General features: G+C 60.9%; 19 protein-coding genes. 7 read left to right on the plus strand and 12 right to left on the minus strand.

All coding sequences use genetic code 11. From position 1 onward, the window contains the following. Positions 1 to 148: 148 nt before the first annotated feature. The gene (locus tag BLQ85_RS23475; RefSeq protein WP_074580387.1) at positions 149 to 1,021 is read right to left on the minus strand and encodes a LysR substrate-binding domain-containing protein; all 873 of its coding nucleotides are present in this window, start codon (positions 1,019 to 1,021) and stop codon (positions 149 to 151) included. Positions 1,022 to 1,166: 145 nt separating this feature from the next. On the opposite strand from BLQ85_RS23475, the gene BLQ85_RS23480 reads away from it, so the two are divergent. The 4 genes from BLQ85_RS23480 to BLQ85_RS23495 all read left to right on the plus strand — a co-directional run bounded on the left by BLQ85_RS23480 (position 1,167) and on the right by BLQ85_RS23495 (position 3,543). Beyond that, positions 1,167 to 1,583, plus strand: a complete 417-nt coding sequence (locus BLQ85_RS23480) for a nuclear transport factor 2 family protein (RefSeq protein ID WP_074580388.1) — start codon at positions 1,167 to 1,169, stop codon at positions 1,581 to 1,583. Positions 1,584 to 1,620: 37 nt separating this feature from the next. Beyond that, the gene (locus BLQ85_RS23485) at positions 1,621 to 2,037 is read left to right on the plus strand and encodes a YciI family protein (RefSeq protein ID WP_074580389.1); all 417 of its coding nucleotides are present in this window, start codon (positions 1,621 to 1,623) and stop codon (positions 2,035 to 2,037) included. 53 nt (positions 2,038 to 2,090) lie between these two features. Then, the gene (locus tag BLQ85_RS23490) at positions 2,091 to 2,504 is read left to right on the plus strand and encodes a VOC family protein (protein WP_074580390.1); all 414 of its coding nucleotides are present in this window, start codon (positions 2,091 to 2,093) and stop codon (positions 2,502 to 2,504) included. A gap of 109 nt (positions 2,505 to 2,613) precedes the next feature. Then, the gene (locus tag BLQ85_RS23495) at positions 2,614 to 3,543 is read left to right on the plus strand and encodes an alpha/beta fold hydrolase (RefSeq protein ID WP_074580391.1); all 930 of its coding nucleotides are present in this window, start codon (positions 2,614 to 2,616) and stop codon (positions 3,541 to 3,543) included. Positions 3,544 to 3,591: 48 nt separating this feature from the next. Here the strand turns inward: BLQ85_RS23495 and BLQ85_RS23500 are convergent, their stop codons facing one another. The 4 genes from BLQ85_RS23500 to BLQ85_RS23515 all read right to left on the minus strand — a co-directional run bounded on the left by BLQ85_RS23500 (position 3,592) and on the right by BLQ85_RS23515 (position 6,217). Then, positions 3,592 to 4,377 (minus strand): hypothetical protein, encoded by a 786-nt coding sequence (locus BLQ85_RS23500; RefSeq protein WP_139201102.1) that lies wholly within the window; start codon positions 4,375 to 4,377, stop codon positions 3,592 to 3,594. Between the two features lie 54 nt (positions 4,378 to 4,431). After that, entirely contained in the window at positions 4,432 to 5,058 is a 627-nt protein-coding gene (locus BLQ85_RS23505; protein WP_074580393.1) for a hypothetical protein, read from the minus strand. Between the two features lie 109 nt (positions 5,059 to 5,167). Then, positions 5,168 to 5,959: a type I methionyl aminopeptidase gene (gene map, locus BLQ85_RS23510; RefSeq protein WP_074580394.1), complete on the minus strand. Its 792-nt coding sequence runs from the start codon at positions 5,957 to 5,959 to the stop codon at positions 5,168 to 5,170. A 3-nt stretch (positions 5,960 to 5,962) separates the two neighbouring features. Further along, complete coding sequence (locus tag BLQ85_RS23515) at positions 5,963 to 6,217, minus strand: ParD-like family protein (protein WP_074580395.1); 255 nt, start codon at positions 6,215 to 6,217, stop codon at positions 5,963 to 5,965. Between the two features lie 239 nt (positions 6,218 to 6,456). On the opposite strand from BLQ85_RS23515, the gene BLQ85_RS23520 reads away from it, so the two are divergent. Both BLQ85_RS23520 and BLQ85_RS23525 read left to right on the plus strand, forming a co-directional pair. Further along, complete coding sequence (locus BLQ85_RS23520) at positions 6,457 to 7,155, plus strand: glutathione S-transferase family protein (RefSeq protein ID WP_074580396.1); 699 nt, start codon at positions 6,457 to 6,459, stop codon at positions 7,153 to 7,155. 139 nt (positions 7,156 to 7,294) lie between these two features. After that, entirely contained in the window at positions 7,295 to 7,777 is a 483-nt protein-coding gene (locus BLQ85_RS23525) for a GreA/GreB family elongation factor (RefSeq protein WP_074580397.1), read from the plus strand. Between the two features lie 200 nt (positions 7,778 to 7,977). Here BLQ85_RS23525 and BLQ85_RS23530 read toward each other — a convergent pair whose 3' ends face one another. The 7 genes from BLQ85_RS23530 to BLQ85_RS23555 form a co-directional block, all read right to left on the minus strand. Continuing rightward, the gene (locus BLQ85_RS23530) at positions 7,978 to 8,553 is read right to left on the minus strand and encodes a hypothetical protein (RefSeq protein WP_074580398.1); all 576 of its coding nucleotides are present in this window, start codon (positions 8,551 to 8,553) and stop codon (positions 7,978 to 7,980) included. Positions 8,554 to 8,656: 103 nt separating this feature from the next. Beyond that, complete coding sequence (locus BLQ85_RS23535; protein WP_074580399.1) at positions 8,657 to 9,145, minus strand: hypothetical protein; 489 nt, start codon at positions 9,143 to 9,145, stop codon at positions 8,657 to 8,659. 28 nt (positions 9,146 to 9,173) lie between these two features. Continuing rightward, positions 9,174 to 9,719, minus strand: a complete 546-nt coding sequence (locus BLQ85_RS23540) for a hypothetical protein (protein ID WP_074580400.1) — start codon at positions 9,717 to 9,719, stop codon at positions 9,174 to 9,176. A gap of 52 nt (positions 9,720 to 9,771) precedes the next feature. Then, entirely contained in the window at positions 9,772 to 10,446 is a 675-nt protein-coding gene (locus BLQ85_RS23545; protein WP_074580401.1) for a hypothetical protein, read from the minus strand. Positions 10,447 to 10,502: 56 nt separating this feature from the next. Further along, positions 10,503 to 10,820 carry a toxin-antitoxin system YwqK family antitoxin gene (locus BLQ85_RS23550; RefSeq protein WP_074580402.1) on the minus strand — a complete coding sequence of 106 codons (318 nt, stop codon included), beginning with the start codon at positions 10,818 to 10,820 and terminating at the stop codon, positions 10,503 to 10,505. Positions 10,821 to 10,826: 6 nt separating this feature from the next. Continuing rightward, the gene (locus BLQ85_RS24465) at positions 10,827 to 11,351 is read right to left on the minus strand and encodes a hypothetical protein (RefSeq protein WP_139201103.1); all 525 of its coding nucleotides are present in this window, start codon (positions 11,349 to 11,351) and stop codon (positions 10,827 to 10,829) included. Positions 11,352 to 11,458: 107 nt separating this feature from the next. Continuing rightward, on the minus strand, positions 11,459 to 12,130 hold the full coding sequence (locus BLQ85_RS23555; RefSeq protein ID WP_074580403.1) for a hypothetical protein: 672 nt from the start codon (positions 12,128 to 12,130) through the stop codon (positions 11,459 to 11,461). Between the two features lie 730 nt (positions 12,131 to 12,860). Between BLQ85_RS23555 and BLQ85_RS23560 the strand changes: the two genes are divergently transcribed. Then, positions 12,861 to 14,183: a sensor histidine kinase gene (locus BLQ85_RS23560; protein WP_074580404.1), complete on the plus strand. Its 1,323-nt coding sequence runs from the start codon at positions 12,861 to 12,863 to the stop codon at positions 14,181 to 14,183. Positions 14,184 to 14,347: the final 164 nt, after the last annotated feature.

Consider the following 14,347-nt stretch of genomic DNA (forward strand, 5'->3'; position numbering starts at 1 on the left):
ACTAATGACAATCAACTCCTACCACCTAACCTCGAAATGCGTGAATCCTGTCTCGGAGAACACCTCAGCAAGTCGCGGCTTGTCGCTTTCGGAGGCGGCGTGCGTGCAGAGTTGGTCTGGGCCGATTCAGCACCGTAAAAAGCCGCCATCACCCCCGTAATACAGCCAGCATCCACTCCTCAAACAACCGAATACTCCGCTGCTCCCGCCGCTGAGGCGGATAAGTCAGAAAGTAGCCGTTCCCACTGTCAACCTCGATATCAAAGGGCTTCACCACCTTGCCCGAAGCAATCAGGTCGGTGAATAGCGCAGCATCAGCAATCGCCACGCCCAGGCCGCGCTCAGCGCTCTGCACGCACATGTCCACCGTGTCAAACAGCTGCTCGCGCGCACCCTGAAGATCGGGAACACCGGCGCCGCGCAGCCAGGTCAGCCATTCGTGGTGACGGGCTGTGGCATGTAAAAGGGTTGCGCCGGCAAGATCACGCGGCTCGCGCAGGCTGGCGGCCAGCTGCGGCGCGCACAGGGGCACCAGGCGCTCGCGCATCAGCGGCACCTCAACCAGCTGGGGCCAGCCGCCTGTGCCGTGGGCAATGATGGCGTCGGCATCGGTGTTGCTGAAATCGGGCGCATCGGTCCAGTGGGTGGCCACGCGGATTTCAGTCCCGGGCAGTGCGGCCTGCAGCGCCGGCAGGCGCGGCAAAAACCACCTGACGGCCATGGTGGGCGGGAACTGGACTCTGAGTACATCGGTGCCCCGCCGCACGCGCGCGCTGGCTTGGGCCAAAGTTTCCAGCGCCTGCCGCACCGGTGCCAGCAGTTGCTGGCCTTCGGCGGTGAGCGTGAGGCCGCGGGCCACGCGCACAAACAGTGGGCAGCCGTAATACTCTTCCAGCAGCTGGACCTGCCGGCTCACCGCGCCCTGCGTCAGGTTAAGCCGGGTGGCCGCGCCTGTGAAGCTGCCGCAATCGGCGGCGGCCAGGAAGGCCTGCAAGGCATAAAGGGGCGGCAAGGCGGGCATGCGCGCAGTTTATCGTGGCTACCCGGCGCGCGGCAGCCATGCGCGCCGCACATGGCTGACCCCAAAATCTTTCGATGGTGCTGCGGCGCGGGCGCTCCTACGATGGCGCCCTGTTTATTCATTCATTCCAGCACGCCCCCACACCATGGTCATCAGTTCGAACGCAATCGCCTATATCGACGTCATCCACAACTACCTGGCCCTGCTGGCCGCGGGAGACGTGCGGGGCATTGTGTCGCTGTTCAGCCCGCAGGGGATGGTGAACTCGCCCTTTCTGGGTGTGCGGCCAGCGGGCGAGTTTTTTGACCAGCTCAAGGCGGCCACGCGGCGCAGCGTGCTGGAGGATGCCGAGGTGTTTGTGAGCGCGGCCGGTTCGCGCCGGGCTTCGGTCTCATTCACCTACCAGTGGGAGCTGGCCGACGGATCGCAGGTGAGCTTTCGCTGTGTGGACATTTTTGATTTTGACGAGCAGGGCCTGATTGAGGCCATGACGATTGTTTACGACACGGCGCCGATACGCGCGGAAGTGGGCGACAAGTACCGCCGCGCGCAAACCCATTGATTCACCCACCCCCCAACCACCAAGCAGGAGAACCGACATGAAATTCATGGTCCTCGTCAAAGCCACCGCCGACAGCGAAGCCGGCATCATGCCCAGCGAGCAGCTGCTCGCGGAGATGGGCCAATACAACGAAGAGCTCGTCAAGGCGGGCATCATGCAAGCCGGTGAAGGCCTGCACCCAAGTTCGAAAGGCGCCCGCGTACGCTTTTCCGGGAAGAACCGCACGGTCGTCGACGGGCCGTTCAGCGAAACCAAGGAGCTGGTGGCCGGCTTCTGGATCTGGCAGTGCGAATCACTGCAAGAGGCGATAGCCTGGGTCAAGCGCTGCCCCAACCCGATGCCGGGCGATTCGGAAATCGAGATCCGGCAGGTCTTCACGGCGGACGACTTCGGCGATGCCTTCACGCCGGAGCTGCGTGAGCAGGAAGAACGGCTTCGCGCGCAGATTTCCTGACCGCCCCCTGATTCACGCCTGATTCATTCACCCCAACCCCAAGGAGAGCCACCATGCCCAAGATGATTTTTGTGAACCTGCCGGTGAAGGACCTTGCCGCCGCGATACGTTTTTACAAAGCCATAGGCTGCGAGCAGAACCTGCAGTTCAGCAACCAGCAGGCCGCGATGATGGTCTGGTCGGAGACGATCAGCTTCATGCTGCTGACGCACGAGTACTTCGGCACCTTTACCGCCAAGCGCATCAGCGACGCGCAGCAAAGCTGCGAAGTGCTGCTGGCCCTGTCACGCGACAGCCGCGAAGAGGTAGACGCCATCACCAAAGCCGCGGCGGCCACCGGCGGCAAGGCCGACGTTCGCCCACCGCAGGACATGGGCTTTATGTATTCGCGCGCCTTCCAGGACCCGGACGGCCATGTGTTTGAGCCGGTGTGGATGGACATGGCGGCGGCGCAGGCCGCTGCGTAGGCAGATACGTAGCCGGACTTTGTCGAATTCGCCGGCCCCGTTCGTCGTGCTTGTGTCAGCCACACGAACGGCCTCAGGGCCAGTTCCTTTTTAACCCAAGGAGAAATCGATGAAGTTCCTGCGCACCTTTTTTGTACCGCTGCTCGGCGCCGCGATGGCCCTTGCCACCCTCCTCCCGGTCGCTTCCCACGCCCAGGAAAGCAAGCCCGTCAAAAGCGGTTATCTCAGCGTCAACGGCGTCAACTACCACTACCAGGTCCACGGCAAAGGCGAGCCGCTGCTCTTGCTGCATGGCGGCCTGGGCCAGTTTGAGATGTTCGGCCCGGTGCTGGCCAGGCTGGTCAAGACCCGCCAGGTCATAGGCGTGGACCTGTATGGGCACGGCCGCACGGCACTGACCGACAGGCCCGTGAGCCTCATCGACATGGGCGAGGACATGGCGCAGATCATCCAGCAGCTGGGCTACGGCCAGGTGGACGTGATGGGCTACTCCATGGGCGGGGGTGTGGGCTTTCGCCTGGCGGTGCAACACCCCGAGCGCGTGCGGCGCCTGGTGCTGGTGTCGGCCGGTTATGCGCAAGACGGCTTTTTCCCCGAAATGCTGCCCATGCAGGCGCAGGTTGGCGCGGCCATGGCCGACATGATGAAGGAGACGCCCATGTACAAGTCTTATGTGGCGGTGGCGCCGCGCCCGCAGGACTTCCCCAAGCTGCTGGACCAGATGGGCGCCATGATGCGCAAGCCTTATGACTATGCAGAAGACGTCAAAAAACTCGCGATGCCGGTGATGCTGGTGTATGGCGACAGCGATATGTACCGCCCCGAGCACATCGTGAAGTTCTACCAGCTGCTGGGCGGCGGGCTGAAGGACGCGGGCTGGGGCCGCGAGAACATGGCAAAGAACCGGCTGGCGATATTGCCGGGCTTCACGCACTACGACCTGTTCCTGGCGCCCGCACTGGTGCCTACGGTGCTGCCTTTCCTGGATGGGAAAAGCAACACGGCCAGCTGGGCGCAGCAGGTCGAGGGGAAGAAGTAGCGAGGTGCTGGAAAGCCGGATCCCTTTATCGGGTTTCCGGCCTTCCGTTCACTTTGTGACTGCCTGCTGCTGCAACTGGGCCATCAGGCGGTCCAGCGCAACCGGGATCAGGCGGTCCAGCGCGGCGTCGAACTCAACCATACGGGCCGTCGCCGCCTCCAGGCCAGGGAAGGTGGTCATCCCCTCGGGAAAGGGGCCTGAACGGGGGACAGGCAAACCCACCGAGGCACCCCGGTATTTTTGCTGGGGCCCGGGGGCGCTGACCACACCGGTGGAGTTCAGGGTGGCCAGGATGCTGGGCGTGATGGTGCCCACGGTGGCAGTTCCCAGGTCGAGGTTCAGGTACAGCGAGGGCTTGTCGGTTGGGAGGGCCTTCACTTCCTGCAGCGTCGGCTTGAAGAAATAGCGGGAGCCGCCCAGCGTTCCTTTTTCGTAGGTCGCCGGCACCACGGTTGCGGCAATGCCTTTTTCGCGCAGCCGCTCCACAAAACCCGCGACAAAGCGCTGGCGCTGCGCGCTGTTCAGGCCCTGGCTTGTTGCGGCCTGGTTGAGCGCGGCATGGGCCTTGTCGAGCAGGTAGTCATCCGAGAACCCGGCGAATCCACCGAGGAGCGCGCTTGCCAGGCCACCGCTGATCCGCACCGACTCCAGATAGGCCGGCACCGTGTAGCGCGGCGTCTCGCGCTCCACCACCAGGGTCATGGCGGTGATTTTTTCCTGCTCCAGCTGCACGAGCAGAGGGGGTTTGGCGGCGCATCCGGCGAGCGCCAAGACACCCATGACCAAAGCCAGGGTGAGTGTCGCGGTGCGAACCATGGGGATCGAAATTTTCACGCTGGCTCCCTTGTTGTTGATGTTTGTTGTTTGTCTGTTTCTTGAATGAAGTCGCTATTCTGATTGAAATGCGACATCGATCTTCGGAGGCTGGTTCGCAATTCTGCGGGAGCGCAGGGCAAGGTATGTGCTACTCATGGCGAAGATCGCCAGGAATATCCAGATACCCAGCACGGTCTTGTTTAACACCCATTTGAGCTCTTCTTCCTCTCTCGTCGCTGGAGAATGGAGAAGCCGGTCAAACTCGACACCTCGCAGATGCTGGGAAACATCATTTTTCATGGCGCCATACGCGAGTTTTTCGATGAGTTCATTGGCTCGCTCCGGAACCCCCTCTGTCGATGTTTTTTTGTACCGCGCCAGGGCTTCACCGCAGTACCAGGCATGCAGCTTTGGCTCGGTTTTCTCAGAGTCCAGGCAAAGGGTGATCGCGTCCAAGGTAACTTTGTACTGGAGTTCTTTGCTGAGAAATGTCATTTCCTGTATGCGACTTCCGCCATTTCGCTTTACTTCCGCGAGCAATTTATACGTATACACGGATTGCGTTCCAACAAAGACAAGGCCCACCAATGACATGACAAGCATTCCTCGCGCAATGGAAGCCGATCCCCACTCCCCGATCACGCGAAACTTCTGAATCGTGAGGCTGAGATCCTCCAACGCGTTCTTGATCACTCCCATTGCAGTTCACTCCTATGGTTCATAAAGTATGCAGGTCGAAAATTCTGGAAAACCGCCACTGGCGAAATAGTTTGGGTGCGGAAAACAGGGAACCGGCAACAAGCCAACGTCACACCGGCGCATAAGCCCCGGTGCCGCCCGGCCAGGCTGTCAGCACCTCATAGCCCTCGGGCGTCACCGCCACCATGTGTTCCCACTGGGCGGACAAGGACCCGTCCTTGGTCACCACCGTCCAGCCGTCGGCCAGTTGCCGGGTTTCGCGTTTGCCGGCGTTGAGCATGGGCTCTATGGTGAACACCATGCCGGGCTCCAGCCTGATCCCTTCGCCGCGCCGGCCGTAGTGCAGCACCTGCAAATCCTCGTGGTAGACCTGGCCTATACCGTGGCCGCAGTATTCGCGCACGACGCTGAAATGCTCGCGGTGGGCGACGGACTGGATGGCATGGCCGACGTCGCCCAGGGTGGCGCCGGGCCTGACCTGGTGAATGCCGGCCAGCATGGCTTCATAAGTTGTCTCTACCAGGCGCCTGGCGAGCACACTGGGCGTGCCGACAAAGAACATGCGGCTGGTGTCGCCGAACCAGCCGTCCTTGATGACGGCGACGTCGATGTTGACGATGTCGCCGTTTTTCAGAACCTTGTCGGGTGACGGGATGCCGTGGCACACCACCTGGTTGACGGAGGTGAGTATGGTTTTGGGGTAGCCGAGGTAACCCACGTTGGCGGGAATGGCGCCCTGGACATCCACGATGTACTGGTGGCAGATGCGGTCCAGCGCCTCGGTGCTGGCGCCGGGCACGACGTGGGGCCCAATCATGCTGAGCACCTCCGCGGCCAGCCGGCCGGCCTGCCGCGCCATGGCGATCTGCTCGGCGGACTTGATGATGACGCCGCGGGCCATCGATCAGCCTTTGGCTGCCGCCGATGCGCGGGGTTTGCCCGCCTGGGCCGTGGCGGCGGCGACGATGTCCAGGCCGCCGGCAAGTTCAGCCTGCACCAGCAGTTGGCAGATTTCCCGGTAGTCGAGGTCGGGGTGCATCTCGGTCAGCATGCCGACCCGCATCCAGTGCTCGGCCTGCGCATTGATGGAGCGGCTCAGCGCGTTGCCCGCCACACGCAGGTTCTCGTGCATCAGGTCTGAAATTTTGACAATGCCCATGGCCGGCCTCTCTACATGAAACGTATATGTATTATATACATTTCATAGCATCTTGATGCCAACGACCGTGAGGGCCCTGGCTTGCCGGCACAAAGGGTTATCTTTGGGAAATAGCAAAAAAAAGCTGAAAGATGTCGATCTGGGCCCGCCCCGAACGTCGTCAGCTGGATGGCAGGCAAATTGCACGGCCGGCATCAACCACCACCCCAGGAAACATCCAGCCAAGGAGAAGCATCCCCATGCCCCCAACAACCACCCCCACCCCCACCCCCACCCCCACCCCAACCCTCACCGCCTTTGAACGCTCGCCCGACCGCGGCCGGGGCCTGGCGCGCGACATGCGCGTGCGCTGGGCGCTGGAAGAAGTCGGCCAGGCTTACGAGGTTCGCCTGGTGTCCTTCGCGGCGATGAAGCAGCCCGCGCACCTGGCGCTGCACCCTTTCGGGCAGATCCCGACGTATGAAGAAGGCGGGCTGGCGCTGTTCGAATCCGGCGCGATCATCCTGCATATCGCGGAGCAGCACGCGGGCCTGTTGCCCGCCGATGCGAACGCCCGCGCCCGCGCGATCGCCTGGATGTTTGCCGCGCTCAACACGGTGGAGCCGCCGATTGTGGAGCGATCCATGGCCTTCATCTTCGAGCAAGACAAGCCCTGGTATGCGGCACGCCAGCCCATGCTGGAGGAGCGCGTGCACACACGGCTGGGCGAGCTTTCAAAACACCTGGGTGATGTGGGTAATGCCGACTGGCTGGACGGTGAATTCAGCGCCGGCGACCTGCTGATGGTGACGGTGCTGCGCAGGCTGGAGAGCTCGGGGCTGCTGGATCACTATCCAACGCTGTCGGCCTATATCGCGCGGGCTGTGGCGCGGCCGGCTTACCGGCGGGCTTTTGCGGCGCAGCTGGCGGTGTTTACGGGTTCGTCAGCGGGCGGCTGACGAGATCGTGCAACCATGAACGCTACATAATTCAACGCGTAGCTGAAGTTACCCTGCAGCCGACAGAAGCGTCCAAGGCTGCTGGAGCCCTTCATAATCAAGACCTGCCCCCGCTTTTTCGAGATGCCTACCTTTCATCATGGATAAATTCTTGCTGCAGCAGCAGGTGCTAGAACGGCTCGCCGAAGACCTGCTGCAAGCCGAACAGGCAATGCGGGTGGCCTATGAAACGGCGACTCACGAAGAAAATATCGCCGAAAACAAATACGACACATTGGGACTCGAAGCCGCATACCTGGCCACCGGCCAAGCTCGGCGCGCCGAAGGCATCCGCCAGGCGATGGCCAATTGGCGCCAATTCCGCCCGCGCCCCTACGACTCCAGCAAAGGCATACAGCTCGGCGCGCTGGTCTGCCTGGTCGATTCCGACGACAAGCAGCAACAGCTCTTTCTCGGGCCGGATGGGGGCAGCATGAAGTTGGTCAGCGGCGCTCAGCTCGTTCAGGTCATCAGCAGCGAAGCCCCTTTGGGCAGGGCCATGCTGGGCAAATGCGAGGGAGACGAGGTGTGGATACAGGTCGCTCCAATCCGACAGCAGTTTGAGGTGCTACGGGTTCATTGAGCCGTAAACGACTCATCTGGGCCCAAAGCGGTCTTTGCACATCCTTCCACGCAAACCTTCATTTCAGGCGGCAGGCTGGAGAGCACTTCCGGGCGTGCGGTTTCAGGCATGGGATTTCTCTGGGTTAGGGTTGAAGGCAAACGGAACACGACCTTGGCGGCGAAGCCAAAAGCGAACACCGGCTCAGGGCCGCCGTAGGTTCAATCGACGGAAATGCGCACATGCGTGATGCAAGCGCGATCTGGCGCGTAGAACTTCGCATTGACATCGCGCCCCTGTTGGATGGGGCACGCCATTCCGTGCGGCCCGGGCGTACGCACCACAAGTGTGTTCGGCGCGGTATACGGCTCCGACTTCCCGCATGAAGCGTGCGCCGCTGCCTCGGCCAGAGAAACGCAGCCTCCGCCTTCCGCGATGGCGACGGTCAAGGAGGTCCGCCAGCCGCCATCGACAGGAATGCTGTAGAGGTAGGTCTCCCCACCCATCAGGGATGGCCCTTTTGCCAGCCGCGTCATCCGCGAGGAATAGCTGGCACTGCCAAGCTCGCGCTGCGGCTGCAGAACCATGCCGAGCTTGCGACTGAGCGAGGGATAGAGCGGACTTTCCTGCAAATCGGCCGCGGTGATGGTTAGCAAGCGGCGGGTGAGCTCCTTGCCCGAGACATTCTCCTGCGCATGGGGAATAAGCGGCGGGAAAGCGACGAGCGCTACGCACGCGATGCGAAACATCGTGAGCCTGTTTTTAGGCCGCGAGCGCTTGCTTGTTGCATCTTTCATCACATCCCTCCAGATCAAATCAAAGTCCCATCCATCCGCAACCAATGTCAGCTTCCGGCCGAGTCCGTCACGATTGCCTTGGTGCAGGCACCTGCCTGGAAAATCATTGTGGTGGTCCGCGACGCATGGTCGCGATGTGTCCCGCCAATGATGTCTCCAGGTCCCACTGCGGCAAGCTGCTCATCTCACCGTACTTATTGCAATTAGCGCGGAACGTGGCCGCTCCTCCCGCCGCCAGGGCGCGTCTTTGGTTTGTTTTAAACGTGAGATTCCGGTTGTACACATCGCGCTTGTATTGGGCACCCAGAACAGGGTGCTCCAGAATCTGGGTCCTGTGGCGCTCAACTTCCTCTAAAAGCGACAGATGCCTGGTGCGCCAGGATTGGTAGTGCTTTTCATTGTCTTCCTCAGTATCCGGAAACTCTTCCGAACATATGTCAGCGATGTCGCGGACGGCTTCGATGACGCCAAAAATGACGCCCAGGTCACGGTAATACTGGCCGGTGGACCGGGGCCCCTGTTGCGCGGACAGATTGCCGTGCATGGCCAGCGCGGACAAGGCCATGCAGGCAAGTGCGATTATTTTTCTCATGATCCTCCTCCAATACTTGTGCCATCTTTCATTCCGCCCCGGGCTTGCGACCGATGCGGCGCCGACGCATCAACACAAAGGCGGAGGCCAGCAAGGGCCCCGACAGTGTGAGCATGACGATGGGAACCTGTCCCAATGGCGTCATTGATCCCCTCGGACTCGGAGGCTGGAGCTTTCCCCCCATCCAGACATCGGTGAGTTGAACCTGCATGTATTGCCTGAACAAAAGAAAAGCTGCGCTACTCAGGAGAATAGAAGACACAAAAAGAAGCGCGACTGTTCTTGCATATTGCCTGTAGCCAGTCGATGCAAACCAGGCCGCGAGCAAAGGAACGGTAACGAACAGGTTACCTGCGAAGAAGAGCTTGATCGGGAAGTAGAACCACGGAGTAGGGTCTGCAATCGCGTAGAAGGTATTGCGTCCAGGAATCAACAGTTGGTTAAAAACCGCCAAGACGACTTCTTTGTCAAAAAAGACAAGTGTTCCTCCGGCCAGGCAGGAAGTCGCAGCGATTGCGAAGACAAGCGTGAGGGGTAGTTGCGGGATCCCTTCCGGGTTTGCAGTTTGGAGCATAGAACCTTTCAGGCGGATCTGCGACTTGAAACAGTGCTGGCGGACTTCGCCCTCACGGCCGCCAGATCCCAAGCTCCCCATTGGGCTCCACAGAGGTCAGCAGCATCTGCCCACGCCAGTCCACCAGAACAAGCTTGTATTGCGTGTACAGGCGGATGAAGGCGGCAGTCAGGACACGCTCATCGCCACCGCGCTCCACCATGGCCGCCAGTGAAGTGACGGTGGCCCCATCGGCAATGCCGTAAAGAAATACCGAGCCTGTCAGCCGGATGGTGAAGCCGCCCTTGACCTGGCCCAGGGGGGCCGAGGTGGTGGTCAGGATAGGCGCCGGTGCCATATTGCCTTGAAGCAAGGCAGCGACTTCTTTGGGGCCTGGCGTGCCGGCAAGGGGTGCGCCCGCCATACGCCGGGCATAGATGTTCTTCCAGCCCTGCGGAACCCGGTTTTGCTGCTCGAAGGTCTTGAACTCTTTGAGCCGCGTCTGGAGCTCCGGCAGGCGAGCCGCGGGAAAGAACTCAATCTGGCGCCACTCATCTTCGTGGAACTGCGGCGCGCCCGCAGAAGATTGCGCCGTGGGTGCTTCAAATTGCAGCTTGTCCGCCGCGATGGTGGCCATGGTGAAGCCGATGCTGCGGGGGTCCATGGTGGTCACCGGCGGTGCGGCCATGGCGGCATGGCCGAGGCCGAGGACCCAAAGAGCAGCGAGGAGTGGTTGCTTGAGTTTCATACTTTGGGATTGATCATGCTGTTGTGGCGATCTCTGCTTCTGGCAGATTGCGGCCATCAGGAGCCGTAGTTGGTCGATTCCTCTGCAACTCCCTCGGCATTCCAGAAACGCCATATGCCAACTTCCCTACCTTCAAGGTAACGGCCCTCTGAAGCCAGTTTCCCATTGAGGTGATAGTCACGCCACGGGCCATTCTCCTTGTCATTGAGATAGTGCCCTTCCGAAACGACGGTGCCGTCTTGGCCGTACTCAACGAAAAGGCCATGGCGAATCCATCTCGCGCCATCGGAAGCCAGGATCCGGGCGTAGCGGAATCTGACGGCACCTGATTCATGCAGGATTTCCGCGATGTTGAGCTCAGTTTGAACGGCCATTGGAACCTATTGCGGTGGACCGCGGCGCATGGTCGCTACTTGTTTCGCAAGTGAGCTATTGATGTCCCATTGCTGTAATCGGGTCATATCACCGTATTGATTACAGTTGGCGCGGAATGTTGCCGCTCCATCCTTCGCCAGGGCCAGTCTTTGGTTTGTTTTAAACGTGAGATTCCGGTTATGCAGATCAAGCTTATACCGGGCACCCAGAACGGCGTGCTCCAGAATTCTGGCCCTGTGGCGCTCTACTTCCTGTAAAAGATCCTGATGCCCGGCGCGCCATGCCTGGTAATGCTTTTCATTGGTTTCCCGGGTCTCTGGAAACTCTTCTGAACATATGTCGGCAATATCGTGTACGGCTTCGATGACACCAAAAATGACGCCCATGTCACGGTAGTAATCACCGGCAGACAGTAGCCCTTGTTGGGCAGACACATTGCCGTGCATTCCCTGCGCGGATAGGGTGATGCAAGCGAGTGCGATCGTTTTTTTTATGGTCCCCTCCGTCCGATATTTGTTTCTATTTTTCAACCCCGGGCTCCTGGCAAACCGGGGAAACTCACAACGCCATTCATGGCTCTCTCCCAATATCCGCTTCTAGCCGGCAGCAGACGCCCTGGCCCATAGCGGGCCTCCGTTCACTTTGCCGTGCTTGAACGCACTGCATTTGTTTCTGGCACCGCCTTGGGGCTTCGTGCCGAGCGAAGCAATTCGGCGATAGCCTGATCCTTGATGGTTATGCGGGTAATTTCGCCTTCGCCGGCTTCTAACATCGCGGATACCACGGCCCCACCTACTGCATTTCCCACTATATTTGCGCCGGCGCCAATACCCGGGCGGAGGGCGGGCATTGCCGTGGTGGTGATCGCCCGGTCAAGGATGTACTGATTCAGGTCGGTGGTGGTTTGGACCTTGTTTTCAAATGCGTACACCATCTCCACTGGTCGTAATTTGTCGTTCGGCAAATAAATCCCGCCCACTTTTACTCGCGGCACGTTTCCCCACAGTTCGCCTATTTCAACGATAGATCGACCGGGTCCATAAAAATAGACCCCGCCGGAGTCCTTGCGCTCTGCGTCATAGATTCCTGGCAACGCAATGTATTCCCACTGCATGCCGTTGAAGGCCTTCACCTTGTAAGACACTTTATCTGTCAACACGATCTGCTCCGGAACATCCGCCATGGCCAGCTTCTCGCGTGTCGCGCACCCGCCCATGAAGACCAAAATCAAAATTAAAAACTGCGACAGCAAGAGGCGGCGAGGCTGGCAGCTTGTTGAACTCAGACGGAAGGCAAGTAGTGAGGTCATTGTCAAAGTTGGCTTTCAAGTTTTTATGGGTAGATATGAATGGCGTTTTCCGGAGCTTTTTTTGAAATTCAATCAACCGCCAGCAAACTGCGATGTTTCGGATCATCGCCGATCATGGGTTTTAGTAATGTCGCCGGTGAAGACGCTTTCTCAATCGGGAAGAGCCCTTAGCCGAAGGCCACTTGGTTGAATGTCTGCTCCTGAACAATAACCGGCATCTTATCCAGGAGATCCAGGACCCATAGAGCCCAAAGCCCCGAACCGTTCCGCCTCCTATGCCTTGCATGGAACAACTGCCGGGCTTGTTTCCTCACAGCCATGAATAAAAAGGTATGCGTTCCACCCCCGCAAGCACCCCCCAACGACAACCAAAGACGGCTCGCCCAAGCCCGCCAACACTGGCAAGATCAGCCTGGGGCCGGAGGGGCCGCACGCGGGGCAGGCGCAAGGCAGAACTTTCGCGCCCCGGCTGCCGTTAAGCCTTTAAAGGAGCCGCGCCGGCAAGGGCCGCGCCGCGGCCAATTCACCAAACCCCGCAAAGAATGTCTGCATGCAGACCTTCCCGGCGCGAAGGCATGGCGGATTTCCCTAAGCTGGCTACGTAGGAACCCCTCCTTCCCTCTGATATGGTTGTTGTTATCGTCATCGTGTTCCCGCTTACGGAAAAAATCCTTTCTTCTTCTTTCTCCATGACGCCCTTGCCGCCAGCCGCCACCGGAAGCGCCCACCGATGAGCCCGCGCGAGTCCTGGGTCAACACACAACTGGCCCACGCTTTTATGCGGCATGCCCAGCCCACGCTGCATACGGCGGTGCTGGCGATCATGGCGACGGTGGCGATGCTGTACCGGCATGTGGACCCGCTGGACCTTGGGGTATGGGCGGTGGCGGCAAGCTCCTTGACCTTGCTGCGTTACGCCATCCTGCACGCCTACCGCACGCGCCTGGCGGAGGCCGACGGGGTGGCGCTGCGGGAGTTCATGTCGCTGCACAGCTGGGCCTGGCCCTTGAGCGCGGTGGTCTGGGGCGCGCTGATGTTTGTGGTCTACCACCGGGCGCCCGTGGAGGAACAACTGATCTGCATGCTGATGCTGTCGGGCCTCGCGGCGACGGCGGTGTCTTCGTCGCCGCCGTGTTTGCGCACTTTCTCGGCGTACTGCAACGGCCTGGGCGCCTCGGTGCTGGCGGCCTTTGTCTGGCGCATGGACTTTGGGGGCGGCGTGCCCGCGGCGCTGGACACCGGTGCCGAGATGGCGGTGGTGCTGGTGTTCCTGGCGGTGGCGCATGTGACGGGGCGGCGCATGTTCCGGGCCCGGCACATCAGCCTGGAGCGGCAGTTCGACCGCCAGGAGCTGATCAAGGCGCTGGAGGAACGAAAGCGCGCGGTGGCGGACGCGGAGGCGGTGCGCACGCGTTTTATCGCGAGCGCCGCGCACGAGCTGCGCCGGCCGGTGCATTCGCTGGGCCTGTATGCCGACTGGCTGACGCTGGAGCCGGAGTTCGCGACACAGATCGCGCGCAAGATCGCCGACTCGACACGCAAGATCGACGACCTGTTTGATTCGCTGTTCAGCCTCGCGGGGCTGGACCCGGCCTCGCTCACGGTGCACACGCAGCCGGTGGATTTGGCCGCGCTGATCCACACGGTGGCCGAAGCGCATATGCCGCTGGCGCGCGACAAAGGCCTGCGCCTGCGCACACGGGCGGCCGCGGGGCAGGCGCTGTCGGACCCGGTGCTGCTGGCGCGGCTGGTGGGCAGCCTGCTGTCGAATGCCTTGCGCAACACGCACGGCGGCGGCGTGCTGCTGGCGGCCAGGCCGCGCCGCGGCCAGTGGCGCATAGAACTCTGGGACACGGGCGCGGGCATCGCGCACGAACGCCAGCAAATTTTTCCGCAAGGCATTCCGCAACAGGGCACGGCCGAGGGCTTCGGGCTGGAGCTGGCGGCGATTTACCGCCTGAGCCAGCTGCTGGGGCATCCGGTGGGGATGGCGGATCGCCAGGGGCGGGGGAGTGTTTTTTGGGTTGAGTTGGCGAGGTACGAGAAGGGGTGATGCCGGGTCTTGCTCCGGCGGGCGCGCTTCCCCTTCCTCACCCTCTCCTCTCTCTCTGTCTTTCTGCTCTCTCTGCTGAGGCTTGCTGGCCGGGGGTAGCCCGGCAGCTACTCACTTTTCTTTTGCTTCGCCAAAAGAAAAGTAAGCAAAAGAAAAGGCGACCC

The sequence above is a fragment of the Polaromonas sp. JS666 genome, assembly GCF_900103405.1.
Lineage (GTDB): Bacteria > Pseudomonadota > Gammaproteobacteria > Burkholderiales > Burkholderiaceae_C > Polaromonas.